Annotated in this window: 22 protein-coding genes; 12 read left to right on the top strand and 10 right to left on the bottom strand. The window is 74.3% G+C overall.

Features of this window, described 5'->3' with window-relative positions:
• Positions 1–286 precede the first annotated feature (286 nt).
• On the bottom strand, positions 287–931 hold the full coding sequence (locus ACFIF2_RS23655; RefSeq protein WP_395575223.1) for a TetR/AcrR family transcriptional regulator: 645 nt from the start codon (positions 929–931) through the stop codon (positions 287–289).
• 135 nt (positions 932–1066) lie between these two features.
• Between ACFIF2_RS23655 and ACFIF2_RS23650 the strand changes: the two genes are divergently transcribed.
• Positions 1067–1828, top strand: coding sequence for an SDR family NAD(P)-dependent oxidoreductase (locus ACFIF2_RS23650; protein ID WP_395575222.1), 762 nt, complete (start codon positions 1067–1069; stop codon positions 1826–1828).
• A 30-nt stretch (positions 1829–1858) separates the two neighbouring features.
• On the opposite strand, the gene ACFIF2_RS23645 is transcribed toward ACFIF2_RS23650, so the two are convergent.
• Positions 1859–2737, bottom strand: a complete 879-nt coding sequence (locus ACFIF2_RS23645; protein ID WP_395575221.1) for a glycoside hydrolase family 75 protein — start codon at positions 2735–2737, stop codon at positions 1859–1861.
• A 430-nt stretch (positions 2738–3167) separates the two neighbouring features.
• Between ACFIF2_RS23645 and ACFIF2_RS23640 the strand changes: the two genes are divergently transcribed.
• Positions 3168–4184, top strand: coding sequence for a fibronectin type III domain-containing protein (locus ACFIF2_RS23640; protein WP_395575220.1), 1017 nt, complete (start codon positions 3168–3170; stop codon positions 4182–4184).
• A 189-nt stretch (positions 4185–4373) separates the two neighbouring features.
• A complete protein-coding gene (locus tag ACFIF2_RS23635; RefSeq protein WP_395575219.1) occupies positions 4374–4928 on the top strand; it encodes a hypothetical protein in 555 nt (184 codons plus the stop codon).
• 31 nt (positions 4929–4959) lie between these two features.
• On the opposite strand, the gene ACFIF2_RS23630 is transcribed toward ACFIF2_RS23635, so the two are convergent.
• From ACFIF2_RS23630 to ACFIF2_RS23615, 4 genes are all read right to left on the bottom strand, one after another.
• On the bottom strand, positions 4960–5511 hold the full coding sequence (locus ACFIF2_RS23630; RefSeq protein WP_395575218.1) for a PadR family transcriptional regulator: 552 nt from the start codon (positions 5509–5511) through the stop codon (positions 4960–4962).
• Between the two features lie 31 nt (positions 5512–5542).
• Positions 5543–7558 carry an FAD-dependent oxidoreductase gene (locus ACFIF2_RS23625; RefSeq protein ID WP_395575217.1) on the bottom strand — a complete coding sequence of 672 codons (2016 nt, stop codon included), beginning with the start codon at positions 7556–7558 and terminating at the stop codon, positions 5543–5545.
• A 113-nt stretch (positions 7559–7671) separates the two neighbouring features.
• On the bottom strand, positions 7672–8040 hold the full coding sequence (locus ACFIF2_RS23620) for a hypothetical protein (protein ID WP_395575216.1): 369 nt from the start codon (positions 8038–8040) through the stop codon (positions 7672–7674).
• A 79-nt stretch (positions 8041–8119) separates the two neighbouring features.
• Positions 8120–9013, bottom strand: a complete 894-nt coding sequence (locus tag ACFIF2_RS23615) for a hypothetical protein (protein WP_395575215.1) — start codon at positions 9011–9013, stop codon at positions 8120–8122.
• A gap of 266 nt (positions 9014–9279) precedes the next feature.
• On the opposite strand from ACFIF2_RS23615, the gene ACFIF2_RS23610 reads away from it, so the two are divergent.
• Positions 9280–11358, top strand: a complete 2079-nt coding sequence (locus tag ACFIF2_RS23610) for a SpoIIE family protein phosphatase (RefSeq protein WP_395575214.1) — start codon at positions 9280–9282, stop codon at positions 11356–11358.
• Between the two features lie 62 nt (positions 11359–11420).
• Here ACFIF2_RS23610 and ACFIF2_RS23605 read toward each other — a convergent pair whose 3' ends face one another.
• Both ACFIF2_RS23605 and ACFIF2_RS23600 read right to left on the bottom strand, forming a co-directional pair.
• Positions 11421–12251 carry a putative protein N(5)-glutamine methyltransferase gene (locus ACFIF2_RS23605; protein ID WP_395575213.1) on the bottom strand — a complete coding sequence of 277 codons (831 nt, stop codon included), beginning with the start codon at positions 12249–12251 and terminating at the stop codon, positions 11421–11423.
• Between the two features lie 174 nt (positions 12252–12425).
• A complete protein-coding gene (locus ACFIF2_RS23600; protein WP_395575212.1) occupies positions 12426–13505 on the bottom strand; it encodes a hypothetical protein in 1080 nt (359 codons plus the stop codon).
• A 92-nt stretch (positions 13506–13597) separates the two neighbouring features.
• On the opposite strand from ACFIF2_RS23600, the gene ACFIF2_RS23595 reads away from it, so the two are divergent.
• The 6 genes from ACFIF2_RS23595 (at position 13598) to ACFIF2_RS23570 (ending at position 18426) form a co-directional block, all read left to right on the top strand.
• Positions 13598–14092, top strand: coding sequence for a MarR family winged helix-turn-helix transcriptional regulator (locus tag ACFIF2_RS23595; protein WP_395575211.1), 495 nt, complete (start codon positions 13598–13600; stop codon positions 14090–14092).
• Between the two features lie 91 nt (positions 14093–14183).
• Positions 14184–14789, top strand: a complete 606-nt coding sequence (locus tag ACFIF2_RS23590) for a sulfite oxidase-like oxidoreductase (protein WP_395575210.1) — start codon at positions 14184–14186, stop codon at positions 14787–14789.
• Positions 14782–15558 carry a ferredoxin reductase gene (locus ACFIF2_RS23585; protein ID WP_395575209.1) on the top strand — a complete coding sequence of 259 codons (777 nt, stop codon included), beginning with the start codon at positions 14782–14784 and terminating at the stop codon, positions 15556–15558. Before ACFIF2_RS23590 ends, ACFIF2_RS23585 begins: the two co-directional genes overlap by 8 nt.
• Positions 15559–15721: 163 nt before the next feature.
• Positions 15722–16306: a DUF3592 domain-containing protein gene (locus ACFIF2_RS23580; protein ID WP_395575208.1), complete on the top strand. Its 585-nt coding sequence runs from the start codon at positions 15722–15724 to the stop codon at positions 16304–16306.
• A gap of 234 nt (positions 16307–16540) precedes the next feature.
• The gene (locus ACFIF2_RS23575) at positions 16541–17509 is read left to right on the top strand and encodes an acetylxylan esterase (RefSeq protein ID WP_395575207.1); all 969 of its coding nucleotides are present in this window, start codon (positions 16541–16543) and stop codon (positions 17507–17509) included.
• A gap of 161 nt (positions 17510–17670) precedes the next feature.
• Positions 17671–18426 carry a GntR family transcriptional regulator gene (locus ACFIF2_RS23570; protein ID WP_395575206.1) on the top strand — a complete coding sequence of 252 codons (756 nt, stop codon included), beginning with the start codon at positions 17671–17673 and terminating at the stop codon, positions 18424–18426.
• A gap of 21 nt (positions 18427–18447) precedes the next feature.
• On the opposite strand, the gene ACFIF2_RS23565 is transcribed toward ACFIF2_RS23570, so the two are convergent.
• The gene (locus ACFIF2_RS23565; protein WP_395575205.1) at positions 18448–19209 is read right to left on the bottom strand and encodes a class I SAM-dependent methyltransferase; all 762 of its coding nucleotides are present in this window, start codon (positions 19207–19209) and stop codon (positions 18448–18450) included.
• A 4-nt stretch (positions 19210–19213) separates the two neighbouring features.
• On the bottom strand, positions 19214–19801 hold the full coding sequence (locus ACFIF2_RS23560; protein WP_395575204.1) for a PadR family transcriptional regulator: 588 nt from the start codon (positions 19799–19801) through the stop codon (positions 19214–19216).
• An 80-nt stretch (positions 19802–19881) separates the two neighbouring features.
• On the opposite strand from ACFIF2_RS23560, the gene ACFIF2_RS23555 reads away from it, so the two are divergent.
• Both ACFIF2_RS23555 and rho read left to right on the top strand, forming a co-directional pair.
• Positions 19882–20292 carry a nuclear transport factor 2 family protein gene (locus ACFIF2_RS23555; RefSeq protein WP_395575203.1) on the top strand — a complete coding sequence of 137 codons (411 nt, stop codon included), beginning with the start codon at positions 19882–19884 and terminating at the stop codon, positions 20290–20292.
• A gap of 343 nt (positions 20293–20635) precedes the next feature.
• Positions 20636–21778: a transcription termination factor Rho gene (gene rho, locus ACFIF2_RS23550; RefSeq protein ID WP_395575202.1), complete on the top strand. Its 1143-nt coding sequence runs from the start codon at positions 20636–20638 to the stop codon at positions 21776–21778.
• Positions 21779–21955: the final 177 nt, after the last annotated feature.

Raw genomic sequence — 21955 nt, 5'->3', positions numbered from 1 at the left:
TCCGTCGCGGCCGACGGGTACGGCTGTCCGTCCGAAGGTGGAGCGGGGAAGGCCGGGATCAGCCGGGGAACCGACACAGCGCGGCGGCCACCCGGACGAGGTCCACGGTGCGGCGGCGCGTCAGAGGCTCCAGCGGCGGCATGGCGCGATGCAAGCACGCGACGCGTGAGAGTGTCAACTGCTCGGGTCGCGGGCGAGGTTGGGGTCGGCGGGGTCCGTCGTGGGTGGCCCGGCCGGCGCCCCGGGCCCCTCTCGTCGGTCGGCTGCGCCCGGTCGGCGGCACATGTCAGGCGAGACCGGCCGCCGCCGTGGTGAGGGCCGTGCGGAGGGTCGCGGCCAGGTCGGACCGGGCCGTCGCGGGGTCGGCGGGGACGTCGGCCGTGTGCCAGGCGTGGTGTTCGACCGCCGCGCGCAGCGCCGCGTTGAACATGGCCGCCTGGATCGCCGGCCGCAGGTCGTCCGCGGGCAGTCCGGCCCGTTCGGCCAGGGCGCGGGCGAACGCCGGTTCGGCCTCGTCGTAGGTCTGGAGCCAGACGGCGCGCAGTCCCGGTTCGGTGCGGGTGAGCCGTACCAGCGCTCCGACCGTCGCGTGGGCGGGTGCGGTGAGGAGGCGGTCGTCGTCCGCCGCCCGCTGCTCGAAGTCGAAGGCGTCGGGGAGCGGGTGACCGGGCCGCCAGTGGCGCAGCGTGTCGGCGATCAGTTCGGCGCCGGCCGTCAGCAGTGGGCGTACGCAGCTCTCCTTGGTCGGGAAGTAGCGCCACACCGTGCGCGCCGAGATGCCCACCGCGCGGCCGATCTGCTCGCCCGTGGTCGCCGCGACCCCCTGGGTGACGAAGAGGTCCACGGCGGCGCGGGCGATCTCCAGGCGGATCTCGGCCTTGCGTTCCTCGGAGAGGGGCGGTCGCCCTGTGCGTCCGCGGGCTTGGGCCATCTGATCCTCCGGCGCCGGTGGTGGTCTCCCAGGATTGTCCAACACTACTTTTTGTCACTCGACGACATTAAGTCGTAGGGTGACGGACCGGCGGGCTCCGCGCCCGCCCTTCGACTTCACGAGAGGGAGCACCACATGAGCGGGCGACCGGACGGGCGCAGTGTCATCGTCACCGGGGCGGGATCGGGCATCGGCCGGGCCGCCGCCCTGGCCTTCGCCTCGCGGGGCGACCGACTCGTACTGGCGGACCTCGACGCCGAGGGCGTGGGGGCGACCGTCCAGGAGATCGAGCGGGCGGGCGGCACCGCCGTCGCCGTCACGGGCGACCTGAGCGAGCAGGCCGTGGTCGACCGGGTGACGGCGACCGCGGTCGAGCGGTTCGGCGGGGTCGACGTCCTGGTGAACAACGCCGGGATCATGGACCGGATGTCGGCGCTCGCGGACGTGAGCGACGCCGAGTGGGACCGGGTGCTCAGGGTCAATCTGACCGCCCCCTTCCTGCTGACCCGCGCCGTGCTCCCGCACATGCTGGCGGCGGGCGGGGGCGCCGTGGTGAACACCGCCTCGGAGGCCGCCCTGCGCGGCAGCGCCGCCGGTGCCGCCTACACGGCCTCCAAGCACGGCGTGGTGGGGCTGACCAAGTCCCTCGCGGTGATGTACCGGGGACGGGGCATCCGCGCCAACGCCATCTGCCCGGGCGGCACGCAGACCGCCATCACCGTGGACGCCGAACAGGGCGCCCACGGCCCGGCCACGCTCGGACCGCACTTCGTGAACCTGGGCCGGGTGTCGCAGCCCGAGGAGCAGGCGGCGGCGATCGTGTTCCTCGCCTCCGAGGCGGCGAGCAACATCAACGGGGCGATACTGCCCGTCGACGACGGCTGGTCCGCCGTCTGACGCGTCCGGCGCCACGCCCCGCGGAGGGCCTCACCCGCCGTCCGCGCCGTCCACGAACTTCCGTGCCAGCCGCTCCCCCGCCTCCTTCGCGGCGGCCCCGTCCTCGATGGGCTCGACCTCGCTGCCCTCGAAGACGATGTACGTCACGTCCGAGGCGGTCCCGCCCCCGTGCGGGTCGGCCGGGATGCCGAGCGACTTCGCGGCGGCGTAGGAGGCCTCGCCGATCAGATCGCGCGGGCCGATGTCGCCGACGACCGCGTACCCCACCCGGTCCCCGTGGACGACGGCCGCGACCGATCCGCCGCGGATGTCGTGCTCGCGGTGGTCCCAGATGTCACTCGGCTGGGGCACGACGACGTAGGGCAGGCGTTCGGCGTCCAAGGGGCGGCCGTCGGACTGGGTGTAGGCGGTGGCGGGGGTGAAGTGCGGGTCGGTGCCGCTGTTGCAGCGGTCGCCGGGGCGGCCGTCGCAGTCGACGTCCAGGTCGGCCTTCCAGTACACGGCCTCCCGCGCGCCACAGACCGGGATGTCCGCCGGCGCTCCGGCGTCGCCTCGGTAGCGGCCCCGGGAGACGGGGTCGCAGTCCCGCACCCGGTCCAGCAGATCGGCGGCGCGGACGGGTCCCTCGCCCCGGGCCTCCTCGGCCGCGGCCCCGGCGCCGGTACCGGCCCTGCCGCCGACCCCGGTACGCGTGCCGGGCCGGGCGGCGGCCGGGAGGAGCGGTCCGACCCGCGGGCCGGACCTGTCGGCGCGGACCGGAGCGCCGTGGACCGGGCCGCCGTGCGGCCGGTGCCCGGAGTGGACCCGGGTCTCTGGTCCGGGGCGGGACGCCGGCGGCGCGTCGGGGAAGGTCGATGGGGCGAGCAGGGCGGCACTGGCCGCGACCAGTGTCAGCGACTGGACACGCACGTTGTGGCCTCTCCTGGGGGACATGGACGGTCACTCGGCCACATCTGTCCCCGTATCGCCCGCGCGGCCACCTTTTGTGGGCCGGACGGGTGACCTCCGGGCGCCCGCGGCACGCCGAGCACGACACGTCTCCGCACGCACGACGGGGGCGAATGGCGCGGATGACGCGCGGCTCCGGGGGCGGGCGGACGGGCCTGCCCCTGCTCCGGACCGCCCGGCCGCCCGCGCCGGCGCGGCTTCAGCGACGACAGCGGTCCGCGCCACCGGCCCGAACTCCCCGCCTGTCGGGGGGAGTTCGGTCGTGAGGGGATCCAGCATACGCAACGTCGCGGACGGCGACCAACGACGCCCTCTTGATGTGATCGCGTCAGAGGCGTCATATTGGTCCGGACCATTGTCGTGTGCCGACGTCCGTCCTGGAGGCAGCGCCGTGCGAGACATCCCCGTTCCCGCCGTCCCCTCCCGCTTCCCTTCCCTCGCCTCCGTCCTGCGCCGCCGGGGCCCGCTGTGCGCGGTGCTCGTCCTCGCCACCTCCTGCGGCTGGGGCGTGGGCGAGGACGCCGACGGGAGCGGCGCCCCGCCCGGGGCGCCGGTGGGTGTCACCGCCGAGGCGGGCAGCGCGACGAGCGTGCACGTGATGTGGAACGCCGTCGAGGGGGCCGGGACGTACGAGGTGTACCGCGGCAGGACGCTCGTGAAGGAGGTGCCGGCGCCGCACCGCATGGTGGACGTGACCCGGCTGCGGCCCGCCACGGCCTACGCCTTCACCGTGCGGGCGCGCGACGACGACGGGCGGCTCGGGCCGCGCAGCCGGGAGGTGCGGGCGACCACCGAGGCCGCCGTCGCCGACGACTCGGCGCCGACGCGCCCGGCGGACGCCCACGGCCGGGCGGCCGGCAGCCGGGCGGTCCAGCTCACCTGGTCCGCCGCGACCGACGACCGGGGGGTGGCGTCGTACGACGTCTACCAGGGCGGCACGAAGGTGCACAGCGTCGGGGGCGGCCAGACGGCGGCCGTGGTCACCGGCCTGCGCCCGGGCACCCGCTACTCCTTCACGGTCCGGGCGCGGGACGCCGCCGACAACGTCTCCCCCGCCAGTGCCACCGTCCGCCTCGCCACCCCGGGTTCCGACGACGGCCGCGCGACCGCGCCCACCGGCCTGCGCGCGGCCTCCCACCGGGCCGACGGGGCGTACTACATCGACCTCACCTGGATCCCGCCGCGCACGGACGGGGTGGTCACCGAGTACCAGGTCCAGCTGGACGGCCGTCCGGCGACCTCACTCGTCTACGGCGGCGACGCGCCGCGCGACCGGGCGGAGTACAGCTTCTACGCCGGGCAGGAGGCCGGCGTCACCCACCGGGTGCGGGTCCGGGCCCGGCTGTCCGACGGCACCTGGGGCGGCCTCTCGCAGGAGCGGACGGTGACCACCGGCACGGGCGGATGACGCCCGGGGGGGGGACGGCTGACGCCGGTCCGCCAGGCGCGGGCCCGGGGCGGGCGTCACCTGGGCGGTCGCGCTCGGCATGCGGGGGCGGACGCCGCCCTGTTGGCTTCCCGTGAGGCAGCACGGGCGTTTCCCGTATCGGCGGCGCACGGAACGTACCGCCGACCGTGCCGCCGGAGGGCAGTCCACATGCGCATCTCATCGCCGTTTCTCCGCTCCGGCCTGACCGTGGCAGCCGCCGCGCTGCCCGTCGCCCTGGCCGCCGGACCCGCCTCGGCCGGTCCGGGAATCTCCGTGAGCACCACCGGCTCCACGGTGTCCGTCACCACCACCGCCTGCGCCCAGCTCAACGGGAGCTGGGGCACCGCCTCGCTGCTCACCGGCAGCCAGGGCGACTTCGCCCAGGGCCGCCAGGTGGCGCTGTCCGGCACGAGTTCCGGTCAGTCCGCCACCTGGGCCGGCATCAGCCCGGGCACGTACACGGTCATCGTCATGTGCTCCAACAACACCACCGCCGGTACCCAGACCGTCATCGTCTCCGCGGCGCCCACCCCGTCGCCGAGCCGCACGGCCACCCCGACGCCCTCCGCCTCCGCCTCCCCGCGCGGCGTCCTGGGCGGTCTCGGCGGGACCGTCCAGGACTACGGGACGGCCACGCTGGTGACGGGCGGCGCGCTGGCCGGCACCGGGGTCATCGCCGCGGCCTGGTTCCTGCGCCGCCGCTCGAAGCCGTACCGGTTCTGAGCCGGGCACGCGCCATCGGTCGTGGGCGCGCTCACGTCCGTCCCTCGCCCGGCAGCTCGGCGAACTCCGCCAGCGCGTGCCGCAGCCAGCCCGTCCAGAACGTCTCCAGGTCGATGCCGGCCCGCAGCACCAGGTGCCGCAGCCGGTCCTCGGCGCTGTCCCTCCCGGGCGGGAAGTCCCGCTCCTCGATCTCCTCGTACTCCGCCAACTGCCGCTCGTGCAGCTCCAGATGGCGGCGCAGGTCCGCCTCGATCCCGGCGGTGCCGACCACGGCCGCGGCCCGCAGCCGCAGCAGCATGGTGTCCCGCAGAGGCTTGGGGTCCTGGGCGGCGGCGGCCCAGCGGGCCAGTTCGGCGCGGCCCGCGGGCAGGACCTCGTAGGACTTCTTCTGCCCGCGCGCCGGAGCCTCGGCGGGAAGGGCGCGGATCAGGCCGTCCGTCTCCAGTTTTCCCAGCTCGCGATAGATCTGCTGGTGCGTCGCCGACCAGAAGTAGCCGATCGACCTGTCGAACCGGCGGGTCAGCTCCAGCCCCGACGAGGGCTTTTCGACCAGGGCGGTGAGGATCGCGTGCGGGAGTGACATGGAGTCATCCTAGGGACGGCCCGTCCGCCGGCTACAGCGCCGCCGCCAGCTCGGTGCCCTGCTTGACGGCGCGCTTGGCGTCCAGCTCGGCGGCCACGTCGGCGCCGCCGATGAGGTGCGCGCTGCGTCCGGCGGCGACCAGGTCGTCGTACAGGGCGCGGCTCGGCTCCTGGCCCGTGCACAGGACGACCGTGTCGACCTCCAGCACCGTGGCCTCCTCACCGACGGTGACGTGCAGTCCGGCGTCGTCGATCCGGTCGTAGCGCACGCCGGGGACCATGGTGACGCCGCGGTGCTTCAGCTCGGTGCGGTGGATCCAGCCGGTGGTCTTGCCGAGGCCGGCACCGACCTTGGTGGTCTTGCGCTGGAGCAGGTGCACGGTGCGCGGCGGTGCGGGGCGTTCGGGGGCGGTGAGGCCGCCGGCGGTCCGGTAGTCCGTGTCGACGCCCCAGAGGCGGAAGTACGCCTCGGGGTCCTCGTGGGCCTTGTCGCCGCCGTCGGTGAGGTACTCGGCGACGTCGAAGCCGATGCCGCCCGCGCCGAGGATCGCGACGCGGTCGCCGACGGGGGCGCCGTCGCGCAGGACGTCGAGGTAGCCGACGACGCTCGGGTGGTCGACGCCGGGGATGTCCGGGGTGCGCGGGGTGACGCCGGTGGCGACGACGACCTCGTCGTGGCCGGCCAGGTCGTCCGCGCCGACCCGGGTGTTCAGGCGTACGTCGACGCCGTGCTCCCGGAGTTGCGTACGGAAGTAGCGCAGCGTCTCGTCGAACTCCTGCTTGCCGGGGACCTTGCGGGCGACGTTGAGCTGGCCGCCGATCTCGCTCGCGGCCTCGTACAGGGTGACCTCGTGCCCGCGTTCGGCCGCGCTCACCGCGCAGGCGAGGCCCGCGGGTCCGGCGCCGACGACCGCGACGCGCTTGCGCCGCCGGGTCGGGGCGAGGACCAGCTCGGTCTCGTGGCAGGCGCGCGGGTTGACCAGGCAGGAGGTGATCCTGCCGCTGAAGGTGTGGTCCAGGCAGGCCTGGTTGCAGCCGATGCAGGTGTTGATGGCGTCGGGGCGGCCGGCCGCGGCCTTGGCGACGAAGTCGGGGTCGGCGAGCATCGGGCGGGCCATCGACACCATGTCGGCGGTGCCCTCGGCGAGCAGCCGCTCGGCCACCTCGGGGGTGTTGATGCGGTTCGTGGTGACCAGCGGCACCGTCACCTCGCCCATCAGGCGCTCGGTGACCCAGGTGTAGGCGCCGCGCGGCACGGAGGTGGCGATGGTGGGGATGCGGGCCTCGTGCCAGCCGATGCCGGTGTTGATGATCGTCGCTCCGGCGGACTCGACGGCCTTGGCGAGCGTGACCACCTCGTCGAGGGTGGAGCCGCCGGGGACCAGGTCCAGCATGGAGAGGCGGTAGATGAGGATGAAGTCCTCGCCGACCGCCTCGCGCACTCTGCGCACGATCTCGACGGGCAGACGCATGCGGTTCTCGTACGGGCCGCCCCAGCGGTCGGTGCGGTGGTTGGTCCGCGCGGCGATGAACTCGTTGATCAGGTAGCCCTCGGAGCCCATGATCTCGACGCCGTCGTACCCGGCCTCGCGGGCGAGGCGGGCGGTGCGGACGTAGTCGTCGATGGTGCGCTCGACGTCGGCGTCGGTCATCTCGCGGGGCACGTGCGGGCTGATCGGCGCCTGGAGCGGGCTCGGGGCGACCAGGTCGGCGTGGTAGGCGTACCGGCCGAAGTGCAGGATCTGGAGGGCGATCCGGCCGCCCTCGCGGTGGACGGCGTCGGTGACGGTCCGGTGCCGCTCGGCCTCCGCCCCGGTGGTGAGCTTCGCGCCGCCCTCGTAGGGCCGGCCCTCGTCGTTGGGGGCGATGCCGCCGGTGACGATGAGGCCCACTCCCCCGCGGGCGCGGGCGGCGTAGAAGGCGGCCATGCGCTCGAAGCCGCGCTCGGCCTCCTCCAGGCCGACGTGCATGGAGCCCATCAGGACCCGGTTGGGCAGCGTGGTGAAGCCCAGGTCCAGCGGGCTCAGCAGGTGTGGGTAGCGGCTCATCGGGCCCTCCGTGCGCGGTGTCGTGCCTCTGTTGTAGAGGACGGCCGCCTCTTTGTGCAACTAGTTGCACAAAGAGGCGGCGCACGCCACACCGCCGGCCCGGCGGGCCTCGGTCAGTGGCTCTCCAGCCGTACGTGCAGTTCCCGCTCCTGGTCCCCGGAGGCCGTGCTCAGGTCGTGCACCGTGAACAGGGAGTCCAGGGTGGTGCGGAACCTCTCGATCGCCCAGTAGCCGCCCTGCACGTCGGCCTCGACGGACGCCGAGAGCCGGGCGGGATCGCACCCGCCCCGGGCCTCGGCCACGTCGAAGGTGCCGAGCCACACGGTGGGGCGCACCTCGTGGTGGGTCCGGGGCACCTCGTCCGAGCGCCGGTCGGACGAGTAGCACGCGCACAGGGCATCGAACACGGTCCGGGCGTCTTCCTTGCTGCACCCGCTCAGCTCCACCGAGACGGACTCCGGATGCAGTCGCTCACCGTCCATCGTGACGCTCCTCTCCTGGCCCCCACCACCAGAAAAGCACTACCCGCGCCCCGGCGCGAAGGGGCGCGGGCGGGGCGGGTCAGCCCCGGGTGAGGCGATAGGTCCTGCTGTCCGTCAGCACGCAGAAGCCGGGTGACACGACGATCACGCGCAGGGTGCCGGTACGGCGGTCGTAGTCGATGCCCTCCGCCTCGAAATCGCCGGAGCAGGCACTGCGCAGGGGCAGCTGCCGCAGCGCGGTGACGCGGCCGGTGACGTCCGCGCCGCCGGCCGGGGCGGCGGACAGGTCGACGCGCAGCAGCGGCTTGGTGATGCCGAAGAGGGTGCCCGCGGGGTCGTCGGAGGAGCACAGCAGCGTGGTCGCGTCGAGGAAGTCGCAGCCCTGGACGTCCCGCACCGGGCGGTCCAGGCGGACGGTGGCCGCCAGCGGGAGGTTCGCCGCGGGCGAGGTGCTCGCGTTGACGCCGGGCGTCGGGAAGACCAGCAGGCGGCTCATGGTGCCCCACTCGCCCGCCAGCATCCACTGGCCGTCCGGCGAGATCGCGGACCAGGAGTTGTTGCGCGCCTCGCCGGGGCCGAGCGTGTGCACGTACTCCGACCAGCGCCCGTCCGGTGCCCGCACGCGGAACATCTTGGTGTCGCCGTCGTCGCGCTGGTACGGCTCGACGTAGTGGCCGTCGTAGGAGGCGTCGGGGTCGCCCACGTGGTTCCAGCCGCGGCCGCTGAGACCGAGGGGGATGGTACCGATGCCGGTGTAGCGGTTGGGGCTGCCGGCCGGGACCTCGACGGAGGCCAGGCCCTGGCTCTCGGTCAGGGGGTCGGCTCGGTCGTGCCCCACCTCGGTCCAGGTGTCGGCGGCTCCCACGGCCCCGGCGGCGGCCCCGGCGGTGGGGCCGGCCAGTCCGGCAGCCAAGGCGAGGGCGGCCAGTCCGGCCAGGACGGCGTGACAACGTTGCCGGGCGCGCAGGGGCATGGGCGGACTCCTCGGTGGGGGGTGGGCGTAGGCGCTCGGCGCACAGTCTGGCCCGCTCGTACGGTCATGTACAGACCAACCTCGGCCGTGCTCCGTGCGGCGGGCGCCGCCATGCTCCGTGCGGCGGACGGCGCCGTGCCGGGTGATGCTGGGGGGAGGCGGCAGCGGCCCGGGAGAAACGGCCCTGAGCGCGGTGGAACGCGGTAGAAAAAGGGAGTCGGCATCACAAGGGCGTGCCGCGGGCAACGGCGAAGGCGGGGCGTGGGATGAGTGCAGCCGGGTCTGCCGGGTTCGAGGGCGACGCGTCGCCGCGCGGCCCCGTGCGGCCGAGCGGGCTGCTCGACGTGCTGAACGTGGCCTCGGTGGTCCTGGACGCCGAGGGCCGGATCGTGCTGTGGAGCCCGCAGGCCGAGGAGCTGTTCGGCTATTCCGCGCCGGAGGCGCTGGGGCGGTACGCCGCCCGCGTCATGGTCCACGAACGGCACATCGACCTGGTCGTGAAACTGTTCGCGGACGTCATGAAGACCGGCCGGAGCTGGGCCGGGGCGTTTCCCATCCGCCGCAAGGACGGCTCCGCCCGGCTGGTGGAGTTCCGCAACATGCGCCTCCTGGACGACCGGGGCGACGTCTACGCGCTGGGGCTCGCGGCCGACCGGTCGACGGTGCGCCGCCTGGAACGGGACGTGGCGCTGTCCACGCGGGTGATCCGGCAGTCCCCGATCGGGCTGGCCGTCCTGGACACCGAGTTGCGGTACGTCTCCGTCAACCCCTCCCTGGAACGGATCGACGGCGTGTCCGCCGAGGACCACCTCGGCCGGACGGTGCGCGAGGTACTGCCGCGCACCGACGCGGAGCCCCTGGAAGCGGCGGCGCGACGGGTGCTGGAGACCGGGCGGCCGGTCGTCGACCTGTCCACGATCGGCCGCACCCCCGCCGACCCGGACGAGGACCGCGCCTGGTCCCTGTCCGTGTACCGGCTGGAGGACGCGGTCGGTGCCGTGCTGGGCGTGGCCGTCTCCGTCCTGGACGTCACCGAGCAGTACCGGGCGGGCGTCGAGGCGGAGGCGGCGCGGCGCCGGCTGGCCGCCGTCGCGGACGCCTCCGCCCGGATCGGCACCACCCTGGAACTGGACCGCACCGCGCACGAGCTGGCCGGCGTCGCCGTGCCCGGCCTCGCCGACATCGCGGCCGTGGACCTGCTGGAGGCCGTGGTGAAGGGCCGGCGCAGCACCCTGGGCCCGGCCGAGCCGGCCGTGATCCGGGCCCTGGCCGTCCACGCGGACGACGCCCCGCTGGCCCTGCGCGCGGCCGATCCCCCCGGCCAGGTCGCCCGGTACGGCCCGGAACGCCTGGTCACCGAGTGCGTGCGCACGGGCCTGCCGGTGCTGGTGGAGCGGGTGACGGAGCGGGACCTGCCGCGGATCGCCCGCTCGCCGGAGGCGGCGTCGCTGCTGCGCCGGGCGGGGGTGCACTCCTACCTGGCCGTGCCGCTGATCGCGCGGGGCGAGGTGCTGGGCGCCCTGGACCTCAAGCGGATCGGCAACCCGCTGCCGTTCGGCGAGGACGACGTGCTGCTGGCCCGGGAGCTGGCCCTGCGCGCGGCGGTCCAGATCGACAACGCCCGCTGGTACCAGAACGCCCGCGACGCCGCGCTCACCCTCCAGCGCAGCCTGCTGCCGCGCCATCCCCGGGTGACGGGCGGGCTGGAGGTCGCCTCCCGGTACCAGCCCGCCGAGGCCACCAGCGAGGTCGGCGGCGACTGGTTCGACGTGATCGGGCTGGAAGGGTCCAAGACCGCGCTCGTGGTGGGTGACGTGATGGGCAGCGGCATCGCGGCGGCCGCCTCCATGGGCCGGCTGCGCACCGCGACGACCACCCTGGCCGCCCTCGACCTCGATCCCGCGCTGTTGCTCGAACACCTCGACCGGACCACGGCCGGACTGGACCAGGCCATCGCGACCTGTGTCTACGCCGTCCACGACCCGCACCTGCGGCAGTGCCGGATCGCCAACGCCGGCCACCTGCCGCCCGTCCGTCTGCGGGCGGGCCACCCGCCGGAACTGCTGGACCTGCCCACCGGGGTGCCGCTCGGGGTGGGCGGCGTCGCCTTCTCCACCACCACCGTCGGTCTGGAACCGGGCGACCGGCTGGTCCTCTACACCGACGGCCTCGTCGAGACGCGCCGGCATCCGCTGGACGAGCGCCTGAACGCGCTGCTCACCGTGCTGGAGGGGCCGGACCGCCCCCTGGAGGAGGTCTGCGACCTGCTCCTGCGCACCATGCACGAGCCGGAGAACTCCGACGACGTGGCCCTGCTGATCGCGCGGGCCACGCCGCCCGCCTAGCGCCCGCGCCCGTTGCCGGGCGGCGGGCGGCGGGCGGCGGGCAGCGGGCGGGGCCACGGACGCTAGGTCCGGACGCCGGTCACCACATGCGCGTACAGCTCCTCGCAGACCGCGAGGCGGGTGGTCAGGCCGGCCCGGGTGAAGGCGTCGACGGCGGCCGGTGCCTGGCGTTCGCTCGTCTCGGACAGCAGGCAGCCGCCGGGGGCTAGCCAGTTGGGTGCCTCGGCGGCGACCCTGCGCAGGACGTCGAGGCCGTCGGCGCCGCCGTCGAGGGCGGCCAGCGGCTCGTGGTCGCGCGCCTCCGCGGGCAGCAGGGCGACCTCGCCCGAGGGCACGTAGGGGACGTTGGCCGCGAGGACGTCCACCCGGCCGCGCAGCGCGCCGGGCAGCGCGTCGAACAGGTCACCGGCGTACACCCGGCCGCCGGCGTCCGCGAGGTTGCCGCGGGCACAGCGCACGGCGGCCGGGTCGACGTCGGCGGCGTGCACCTCGGGCCGGTCGAGCGCGGCGGCCAGGGCTGCTCCGACGGCGCCGGAGCCGCAGCACAGGTCCACGACGACGGACGCGTCCGGGGCGTGGGCGAGGGCCTCGGCCACCAGGAACTCGGTGCGGCGGCGGGGGACGAAGACGCCGGGCGCGACGGCAACGCGCAGGCCGCGGAACTCGGCCCAGCCCAGGACCAGTTCGAGGGGCAGACCGCTGACGCGGCGGTCCACCAGGGCGCCGAGTTCGTCGCCGGTGCGGGCGGTGGCCAGGATCAGCTCCGCCTCGTCCTCGGCGAAGACGCAGCCGGCGGCGCGGAGCGCGGACACGACGGCGTCACGGGACGGGAAGGCGGAGGAGAAGGGGGACGGAGAGGGGGACTGAGAGGGGGACGCGGGAAGCAGTGGCATGGAAGCCGAGAGCCTTTCGGGAACCGAAGGGCGCTCTCGCGGTCACCCGTTGCCGGTGACCGTGCTGACGTGAGGTGAGAGCACCCGGGCCGACACAGCGGTGATGGGTCTCACCTCCTCAGGTGTCCGGCGGGCCGGGACTCTCCGCGGCCGCCGGTCACACTACCCCAACGATCAGACGCCGACGCTCTCCTCGGCCTCCTCCTCCGCCTCGTTCCGGGCCGCGTCCCCGGCCGCGGAACCGGGCCCGCGCGCGTCGTGCCTCGCGTGCTTCGGGACGGTGGCCGGGACGGGCGCCGCGTCGGCCCGCTCGCGCAGGGCCGCCGCCGCCGTCACCAGCAGGCCGAGCAGCAGCCAGGCGAGCAGCGTCCACACGTCGCGGCCGAGCCCGTCGCCGTCGAAGTACAGCAGGCTGCGGGCGCCCTCGACGAACCCGGCGCCGTTCCAGAAGGCGTGCAGGGTGCCGAAGAAGCCGTTCTGCAGCTCGGGCCGGAACAGGCCGCCGGAGCTGGTGAAGTTCAGCATCACGAACAGCACCATCATGGCGAGCGTGGTCCACCGCTTGAGGAAGGTGTGCAGGCCCACGCCGATGAACAGGATGCCCGCGGCGTAGAGCCAGGCCATGCCCCAGATCCCCGCCAGGTCGTGGTGGGCGAGGTGGAACACCGGCCCGGCGAGCAGCGCGCCGATGCCGCTGACGACGACGGAGACACCGAGCGTGAGCAGGGCCCGTACACGCATCGGCAGGGTGCCGCCGGCGGCGCCGAGCGCGGCCACGGAGGCGTACGAGCCGATGCTCACCGCGATCAGCAGGAAGAACAGGCCCTGACCGGTGGGGTCGTCGTCGACCGGGGTGGCCACGTCGGTCACCTTCAGCGGGACGCCCTGCCGCTCGGCGAGGGGGGTGAAGACCTTCTCGGCCGCCATCGCGCCCATGTCGGACGCGGCGGTGGCCACGACGACCTCCGGTGCCTCGTCGCCGGGCACGTAGGCGCCGGTGATGTCGCGGGACTTCAGCAGGGCGACGGCGTCGGCGCGGGTGGCGACGGTCGTCACGTCGAGATCGGCGCCGGCCGCGTCCTTGACGGACTGGGCGAGCACCTTCGCCTCGGGACCGGCGCCGACGACGGCGACCGGCAGGTGGTTGGGCTCGGGGGTGACGAAGGCCCCCATGTACGCGAGTCCCATCCCCACGCACATCAGCAGCGGGGTGATCAGGTGCGTGAGCACGTGGCGCAGGGCGGGCGACCTCATCGCGCGCTTCCTCCATGGTCGGCTCGGTAGTTGGCTTATACAACTCTTCTTTTCAAGTTGTACTATACAACTAGCGATGCGGAGGAGGACCCGTGACGACAGCCCGGACGCCCGACGAGACGACCGTCACCCCCGGCGACCGCCCGGCGGACGCGGCCGTGGAGACCATCCAGCGGGAGATGACGGCCTTCGCCCGCCGCGCCCGCGCCTCGGCCGGGCGCATGCACCCGGAGCTGTCGCTGGTGTCGTACACGCTCCTCGGTCACCTGGAGGAGCGGGGCGGCTGCCGGGCCACCGACCTGGCGGCCCACTACGCCCTGGACAAGTCCACCGTCAGCCGACAGGTGTCGGCCCTGGAGCGCGCCGAACTCGTCGAGCGGCGCGTCGATCCGGACGACCACCGGGTCCAGGTCCTGCACCTGACGGACGCCGGGCGGCGCATCCTGGCCCAGGTCACCGAAAGCCGCCGCACGGCCTTCCGGGAGCGGCTCGCCGACTGGGCGCAGGACGACCTGGTCCGCTTCGCCGCGTATCTGGAGCGGTACAACGCGTGGCAGGGGGCCGAGCCCGGCGGGGACCGGGGCTGAGGACCGCCCGCGGGACACGTACGGTTGACCGGGTAAGCACTGCTCACGCCGTCCGCGGGTCCGTCCGCGACGGCTCGAAAGGCCGCACCGCATGAACACCACCCGAGGCTTCACCGGGCGCGCCCGCGCCGCCCGGCCGGGCCTGCCGCCGGGTCAGTACGACGCCCGGGACGACTGGCCCGTGCTGTCCGCCGAGGTCACACCCGACCTGTCGCCCGCCGACTGGACCTTCCGCGTGGGCGGGCTGGTCGCCGAGCCCCGCACCTGGGACCGCGCCGCCGCCGGCCGGCTGCCGGCGTCGGCGTACGAGGGCGACATCCACTGCGTGACCGGCTGGTCGAAGTTCGGCGTGCGGTTCGGCGGGGTGTCCCTGGACGCCTTCCTGGAGGCGGTGCGCCCGCTGTCCTCGGCCACGCACGCCCTGGCGTACGCGCACACCGGCTACACCGCGAACCTGCCGCTCGCGGACCTGACCGGTGGCCGCGCCTGGATCGTGTGGGAGTACGACGGGCGGCCGCTCGCCCCCGAGCACGGCGGTCCGGCGCGGCTGGTGGTGCCGCACCTCTACTTCTGGAAGAGCGTGAAGTGGATCGCCGGCCTGGAACTCCTCGACCACGACGAGCCGGGCTTCTGGGAGCGGAACGGCTACCACGCCCGCGGCAACCCCTGGGAAGAGCAGCGGTACTCCGGTGACTGAGACGACGATCCGCACGACAGGCACCTTCACTCCCCCGACGCGGTTCGCCGTGCCCGGGCGCATCGAGGTGAACGGGCGGGTGGCCGCGAGGTGGCAGACGGCCACCCTCACGGAGATCCGCCGCGAGACGCCCCGGGCGTCCACGTTCCGGTTCGCGGTGCCCGGCTGGGCGGGCCACCTTCCCGGCCAGCACCTGATGCTCCGGCTGACCGCCGAGGACGGGTACGCGGCCCAGCGCCACTATTCGCTGGCCTCGCCGCCGGACGACTCCGGGCACATCGAGCTGACCCTGGACCACGTCGAGGACGGCGAGGTGTCCGGCTGGTTCCACACGGTCGCCCGGCCCGGTGACCGGATCGAGGTGCGCGGCCCGCTGAGCGGCTTCTTCGCCTGGCCCGGTGACCGGCCCGCCCTGCTGCTGGGCGCGGGATCCGGCGTCGTCCCGCTGATGTCGATGGTGCGGCACCACCGGGCGCGGGGGCTGTCGGCGCCGCTGCGGATGCTGGTGAGCGCGCGCAGCCCCGAGGAACTGATCTACGCGAGCGAGTTCGGCGCGGAGACCACGCCGGTGTTCACCCGGAGCGCGCCGGCCGGGACGCCGGTGGGCCGCATGACGGCCCGGCACCTGGCACCGCTCCTGTCCGACCCGCCCGCGGGCGGCTGGGAGGCGTACGTGTGCGGCTCCAACTCCTTCGCCGAGCACGCCTCGCGGCTGCTGGTGGCGGCCGGACAGCCGGTGGACCGGATCAGGATCGAACGCTTCGGCTGATCGCGGCGACTTCCGGACGCGAGGTCCGTGCCGGTCCCGCCGGACGGGGTACCAGACCTGTGCGGGTACGCGCAGGCGCGACGCGACACGGAGACACGGGGTTCCCGCCCTCGTACGGCCGCTCGTCCGGTCCTCCGTCCGCGGTGATCGCGAGGAGGTCGTCATGCGAACCCGGGTGCGCGGCCGGGCCCGGCGGAACAATCCGCTGCGCCGCCGTTGCGACGTCGTCGAGGCCTGGACCGCGCTGGCCGTCGCCGTGCTGCTGTGCCTGGGGGCGCCGCTGCTCGGGGCCGCCACGGCCTGGTGGAGCCACGGCCAGGCCCAGGCGATCGCGGCGGAGCAGCAGGCGGAGCGGCACCGCGTCCGCGCCGCCGTGGTCGGCACGACCCCCGACTCCCTGCCGTCGGTGGAGGCCGGCGGGCAGCACTCGTACCGCGCGACCGTGCGCTGGAGCACGCCGGACGGCGGTGAGCGGAGCACCACGGCCCGCGTCCCGGCCGGGACCCGGCACGGTGACACCGTCGACGTGTGGCTGGACTCCCGCGGCCGGAGCGTGCCGCCGCCGACGGACGCCTCGGCGGTACTCCAGCACAGCGTGACCATGGGTGTGTGCGCCACCATCGGGACGGGGCTCGTCGTGCTCCTCGCGCACTGCGCCGTCCGCCGGGTGGCCCTGCGGCACCGGATGGCCGAGTGGGAGCGCGACTGGGCCCTCGTCGAGCCGCGGTGGACCCATCGCCGGGCCTGACGGCGGAACGGTGACCCGACCACTGCCCCGCCCTTCCGCGCCCCGCCTCCCCTCCCGGTCCCGTCCAGCGATCGGCACGTCCGCTTGACCTGCGGTTCGACGGACCGAACATACGGAAGCATCGCACCGATCACCAGATGCGGAGACGGGAGATCTGGCGATTCATCCGACCACTCACGTACGGTGTGATCATCCGTACGGTCCGGCACTGTCTCCCCGCAAAGGCGGTTCTCGATGGCCCTGTTCGACCTTCCGCTCGACGAACTCCACGCGTATCGCAGCGCGTCGGCCGAGCCCGACGACTTCGACGCGTTCTGGAGCAGGACGCTCGGGGAAGCGCGGGAGCACGATCTGGACGTCCGCTTCGAGCCGGTGGACACGGGGCTGTCCACGGTGCGGGTGCACGACGTGACGTTCGCCGGCTTCGGCGGCCACCCGGTGAAGGGCTGGCTGGTCCTGCCAGCCGCGGCCGAGGAACCACTGCCGCTGGTCGTGGAGTTCGTCGGGTACGGCGGCGGGCGGGGCCTGCCGCACGAGCACCTGCTGTGGGCGTCCACCGGCCGCGCGCACTTCGTGATGGACACCCGCGGTCAGGGCAGCGCGTGGGGCGGTGGCGGCGGCACCGCGGATCCCGTCGGCGGCACCCCGGCGTACCCGGGTTTCATGACCCGCGGCCTGGACGCTCCCGAGAACTACTACTACCGCCGCGTCTTCACGGACGCCGTGCGCGCCGTCGAGGCGGCCCGCTCCCACCCGCTGACCGACCCGGCGCGCACCGCGGTCCTCGGCGGGAGCCAGGGCGGCGGCATCACGATCGCGGTGGGCGGCCTGGTGCCGGACGTGGCGGCGGTGGCGCCGGACGTGCCGTTCCTGTGCGACTTTCCGCGCGCGACCACGCTCACCGACCGGCACCCGTACCGGGAGATCGGCCTGTACCTGAAGACGCACCGCGGCCGCACCGAGGACGCCCTGCGCACGCTGTCGTACTTCGACGGCGTGCACTTCGCGGCGCGCGGCCGCGCCCCCGCCCTGTTCTCGGCGGCCCTGGAGGACCAGACCTGCCCGCCGTCGACCGTCTTCGCGGCGTTCAACGCCTGGGCCCACGAGGACAAGGCGATCGAGGTGTACGACTTCAACGACCACGAGGGCGGCGGCCCCTTCCAGGAAGCGGCCAAACTGCGCTGGCTGCGGGCGTACGCCTGAGGCCGGGCCGGCGCGGGCCGGCGCGGGTTCCGGGCGGGCCGTACGGCAGGGTTTCGGCCTAACCGGCGGACCACCCTTCCCAGTTGGTTTAGACCAATGATAGTTCTGGTGGCACACCGAGCCCGCACGGCTACCGCATGTCACCAACAGGAGGGCGCGGCATGGCCCGCTCCACCCCGCACGACCACGCGCACGACCACGCTCCCACCGGCGCCGGGCCCCTGTACCGGCGGGTGGCCACCCGGCTGCTCGACGAGTTGCGCGACGGGACCGTCCCGCCGGGTGAGCGACTGCCGGGCGAGCGCCGGCTGGCCGAGCACTTCGGCGTGAGCCGGGAGACCGTACGGCAGGCCCTGGAGGTGCTGCGCCGGGACGGCCTGCTCGCCACCGACCGGCGGGGCAGTCACGCGACCCTGCCGGGACCGCCGGCCCAGAGCCCGGCGTCCCTCACCTTCCCGGTGGGCGCCCGGGCACCGGAACCCCGCACCGGCGACCGGGCCACCGTGACCTGGGAGGCACCGCCGGCGGAGCACGCCGCGGCGCTCGGGCTGGTACCGGGCCGGCCGACCCTGGTGCACCGCTACACCTCCGCGACCGCCGACGGAAGCGGCCTGCGCACGGCCGTGACCTCCTTCTCCGCCGTGGCGCTCGCCGAGGTCGAGGAGCTGGCCCGGTACCGCGACCGCGCCGACGGCACCGCCTCGGCGCAGCTGCGGCGGGCCTACGACTGGATGCGCCGGGCGGGCCTCGCGCTGCACCACCGCGACACGATCACCCGGCTCGCGGACACTCCGTCGGTCCGGGTCGTGCGGCGGGTGCACGACCAGTACGCACGGCCCCTGGAGATCACCGACCTCGTGGTGGACGCCCGTAGGGACGCTCTGGTCTACGAGTTCACCCTGCCGGCGGCGGGCTGACCCTGTCCGCGCGCCCCGCCCTCACGAGGGGCGCCGGGCCACGACCAGCCGGGCGCGGGGACTCCCGTCGGGCCGGCGCCCGAATTCCGGCAGGGCGTGCAGGTCCGCCCGGAAGCCGGCGCGCGCCAGCTCCCGGCCCACGTCACCGAGCCGGAACGTCCGGTAGTACATGACGAACGGCGGGCGCCACAGCGCGTTGCGCACCCGCATCGCGGTGTCGAAGCCCAGCAGCGTCCAGTAGGCCCGGGAGCCGGGGCGGGGCGGGGCGGCGACGGGGAAGGCGAAGCAGCCGCCCGGCCGCAGCACGGAGCGCACCTGACCGAACAGGCCCGGCAGTTCGCCGGGGAGGAAGTGCCCGAACGCCCCGAAGCTCACTGCGAGGTCGAAGACCGGGCCGAACGGCAGCGCGCGAGCGTCCGCGCGCACCCAGGACACCGCGGGACCCCCGGGCGCCGCAGGCCCCCGGGTCGCCGCGCGGTCCCGGGTCGCCGCGCGGTCCTGGGCGACCGCCAGCATGCCCGCGCTGAAGTCCACGCCTGTGACGCTCTCCCGGCACACGCGGGCCAGGACGTCCACGCCCGCGCCGGTACCGCAGCACAGGTCGAGTCCGGCGCGGAACGGCCCCATCGGCGCCAGTGCGCGGGCCACGGCGTCGAGCACCCGGTCCGGCGTCCGGTACGGGGTGTGGTCGAACTTCGGGGCCAGCAGGTCGTAGCCGCGCTCGACGGACGACAGTGCCTGGACCGCGAGTTCACGCAGGGTGGGACCTTCGGGGCTGAACATCCGGTCAGCCTAGAGGCTGCCCGGCGGGCCCGGTGGGGGCGCGCCGCTCCCCGAGCACCGTGAGCACGCGCTCGCACCAGCGGGCGTTCTCCCGCTCGAAGGTGATGCCGGCGAGGAGGGTGAGGTAGGGCCCGACGCGGTCGGCGTCCCGCAGGTGCTCCTCCTCGGTACGACCGCCCAGGAGTCGCTCCCGGACGCGCTCGTAGCGGGCGAGCTTGCCCAGCGCCCAGGACCTGCGCTCCTCCACCAGCGCGCGGACCTGCGCGGTGTCGACGCCGTCCATGGCCTGCATCTTGATCAGGAACTCGTCACGGATGGCGGTGGGCCGCCGGGTCGGCTCGGCGGCGAAGGCGTGCAGCTGCTCACGGCCGGCCTCGGTGAGCGAGAACAGCCGCTTGGTGGGACGGCGTTCCTGCGGCACCGTACGGGCCTCGATGAGGCCGTCGCCCGCGAGGCGCTCCAGTTCGCGGTAGAGCTGTTGCGGCGTGGCGGGCCAGAAGTTGGCGAGGGACACGTCGAACACCTTGGACAGCTCATAGCCCGAGGCCTCGCCCTCCAGCAGGGCGGCCAGGACGGCGTACTTGAGAGACATGTCGACACGCTAGCAAGCACGCACTAGTCTACTCCGCACCTATTCAAAAAGTTGCATACCGTTGACCCGGAGGAGTTGCGATGCAGGCATTCCGCGCCGCGATCGAGGCGCACGACCTCGACGCCGCCGAAGCGCTGCTGGCCGAGGACGTGGTCTTCACCAGCCCGGTCGTCTTCAAGCCGTACCACGGCAAGGCGATCACCTCGGCGATCCTGCGCGGGGTCGCCCGCGTCTTCGAGGACTTCCGCTACACGCGCGAGATCGGGGAGGCGGACGGCCGCGACCACGCGCTGCTCTTCACGGCGCGGGTGGGCGACCGCGAGATCAGCGGCTGCGACATCCTGCACCTCGACGAGTCCGGCCGTATCGACGAACTGACGGTGATGGTGCGCCCGTTGTCGGGGGCGCAGGCGCTCCAGGCGGCGATGGGCGCGCAGTTCGAACGGATCGCCCAGGAGGCACAGGAGGCACAGGCGCGTTCGGGAGGCTGAGTCCGCCCCGGGCACATGCGAACGATGAGGAGGGGGCGGGGCGGGAGGGGCCGGAGAACGGGATCCCTGGCCGCCCGGCTCCTTTCGTGGTAAGGTTCGGGGAGCACTTGTGTACGCCCCCTCTGGGGCGCCGGTGCAGGTTTCCCTTCGGTTCGCCGACCCGCCCGTCGCGATGCGACCGGCGCGTCCGCTTCTCAGCACAACCTCGCGAGACCGGGTCTTTCCCCGCCGTGTCCGAGGTGCTGTTCCCGCCGTCCGGAGGCGTGTCGTCCGACCCCTCGCACGGCTTTCCCCCTCCTTCCTTCGCATGTCCCAGCCCGTGTCCTCGAAAGGACCGAACTCCATGACCACCACACTCGAACACCCCCCTGTGCAGCAGTCCCCGGCCGAGATCGCCGACGGTGTCCTCGACATCGACGCGGGCGGGAAGGGACGTCTGCGGGGTCCGAGCCTCCAGCCCGAGCCGTCCGACCTCTCCCTCTCCCCCGCGCTGATCCGCCGCCACGGCCTGCGCAAGGGCGACCGCGTCGAGGGGGTGCCGGGCGGGCGCGGAACCCTGACCGACGTCGTCCGGGTCAACGGCCGCGCATCCGACCGACAGGGCGGCCGGCGTCACTTCCGTGACCTGACGCCCCTGCACCCCCACGAGCGGCTGCGTCTCGAACACCCGGCGGCCGGCCTGACCGGACGCGTCGCCGACCTCCTCGCCCCGGTCGGCAAGGGGCAGCGCGGTCTGATCGTGGCCCCGCCGAAGACCGGCAAGACCGTCCTCCTGCAGCAGATCGCCGCCGCGGTCGCCGGCAACCACCCCGAGGCCCGGCTCATGGTGGTCCTGCTCGACGAACGGCCCGAGGAGGTCACCGACATGCGCCGTTCCGTGCGCGGTGAGGTGTACTCCTCGACCTTCGACCAGAGCGCCAAGCAGCACATCGCGCTCGCCGACCTCGTCATCGAGCGTGCCAAGCGCTTGGTGGAGGCAGGGGAGGACGTCGTCATCCTCCTCGACTCCCTCACCCGGCTGTGCAGGGCGCACAACAACGCCGCCGCCTCCTCCGGCGGCCGCACCCTCAGCGGCGGAGTCGACGCCGGGGCACTGCTCGGGCCGAAGCGGTTCTTCGGTGCCGCCCGGAAGGCGGAGGAGGGCGGTTCCCTCACCATCCTCGCCACCGCGCTGGTGGAGACCGGCTCGCGCGCCGACGACTACTACTTCGAGGAACTCAAGAGCACGGGCAACATGGAGCTGCGCCTGAGCCGTGAACTCGCCTCCCGCCGGGTGTTCCCGGCCGTGGACATGACCGGCTCCGGCACCCGCCGCGAGGAACTGCTCCTCTCCGCCGCCGAGTCGGCCACCGTACGCGGACTGCGGCGCGCGCTGCAGAGCCGGGACGGGCAGTCCGGTCTGGAGACCCTGCTGGAGCGGATGCGCCGGACGCCGGACAACGCCACGTTCCTGCGCGCCGTCCAGCCGACACTGCCCACCACCTGACGGGTCGCCCGGTGACGGACCGCTGCCTGGCGGGTCGCCCGGGACGGACCGCCGCTGACGGGGCGCCCGGTGACGGACCGCCGCTGACGGGTCGCCGGCCGGGGAGGGCGGCCGGTGATCCCTACGGCATCCGGGTGCTTGCGGGCGCCGCCCGGCCCGGGCAGCGTGGCGTTCCGC

This window comes from Streptomyces sp. BK79 (assembly GCF_044142145.1).
Classification (GTDB): Bacteria; Actinomycetota; Actinomycetes; order Streptomycetales; family Streptomycetaceae; genus Streptomyces.
Note: the sequence above shows the minus strand (reverse complement) of the source record. Positions and strands in the feature narration are given on the sequence as shown.

Excerpts from the sequence above, each read along its gene's own strand:
- ACFIF2_RS23655 (WP_395575223.1), bottom strand. The coding sequence starts at position 931 with ATGGCCCAAGCCCGCGGACGCACAGGGCGACCGCCCCTCTCCGAGGAA.
- ACFIF2_RS23650 (WP_395575222.1), top strand. The coding sequence starts at position 1,067 with ATGAGCGGGCGACCGGACGGGCGCAGTGTCATCGTCACCGGGGCGGGA.
- ACFIF2_RS23635 (WP_395575219.1), top strand. The coding sequence starts at position 4,374 with ATGCGCATCTCATCGCCGTTTCTCCGCTCCGGCCTGACCGTGGCAGCC.
- ACFIF2_RS23630 (WP_395575218.1), bottom strand. The coding sequence starts at position 5,511 with ATGTCACTCCCGCACGCGATCCTCACCGCCCTGGTCGAAAAGCCCTCG.
- ACFIF2_RS23625 (WP_395575217.1), bottom strand. The coding sequence starts at position 7,558 with ATGAGCCGCTACCCACACCTGCTGAGCCCGCTGGACCTGGGCTTCACC.
- ACFIF2_RS23620 (WP_395575216.1), bottom strand. The coding sequence starts at position 8,040 with ATGGACGGTGAGCGACTGCATCCGGAGTCCGTCTCGGTGGAGCTGAGC.
- ACFIF2_RS23615 (WP_395575215.1), bottom strand. The coding sequence starts at position 9,013 with ATGCCCCTGCGCGCCCGGCAACGTTGTCACGCCGTCCTGGCCGGACTG.
- ACFIF2_RS23610 (WP_395575214.1), top strand. The coding sequence starts at position 9,280 with ATGAGTGCAGCCGGGTCTGCCGGGTTCGAGGGCGACGCGTCGCCGCGC.
- ACFIF2_RS23605 (WP_395575213.1), bottom strand. The coding sequence starts at position 12,251 with ATGCCACTGCTTCCCGCGTCCCCCTCTCAGTCCCCCTCTCCGTCCCCC.
- ACFIF2_RS23600 (WP_395575212.1), bottom strand. The coding sequence starts at position 13,505 with ATGAGGTCGCCCGCCCTGCGCCACGTGCTCACGCACCTGATCACCCCG.
- ACFIF2_RS23590 (WP_395575210.1), top strand. The coding sequence starts at position 14,184 with ATGAACACCACCCGAGGCTTCACCGGGCGCGCCCGCGCCGCCCGGCCG.
- ACFIF2_RS23580 (WP_395575208.1), top strand. The coding sequence starts at position 15,722 with ATGCGAACCCGGGTGCGCGGCCGGGCCCGGCGGAACAATCCGCTGCGC.
- ACFIF2_RS23575 (WP_395575207.1), top strand. The coding sequence starts at position 16,541 with ATGGCCCTGTTCGACCTTCCGCTCGACGAACTCCACGCGTATCGCAGC.
- ACFIF2_RS23570 (WP_395575206.1), top strand. The coding sequence starts at position 17,671 with ATGGCCCGCTCCACCCCGCACGACCACGCGCACGACCACGCTCCCACC.
- ACFIF2_RS23565 (WP_395575205.1), bottom strand. The coding sequence starts at position 19,209 with ATGTTCAGCCCCGAAGGTCCCACCCTGCGTGAACTCGCGGTCCAGGCA.
- ACFIF2_RS23560 (WP_395575204.1), bottom strand. The coding sequence starts at position 19,801 with ATGTCTCTCAAGTACGCCGTCCTGGCCGCCCTGCTGGAGGGCGAGGCC.
- ACFIF2_RS23555 (WP_395575203.1), top strand. The coding sequence starts at position 19,882 with ATGCAGGCATTCCGCGCCGCGATCGAGGCGCACGACCTCGACGCCGCC.
- rho (WP_395575202.1), top strand. The coding sequence starts at position 20,636 with ATGACCACCACACTCGAACACCCCCCTGTGCAGCAGTCCCCGGCCGAG.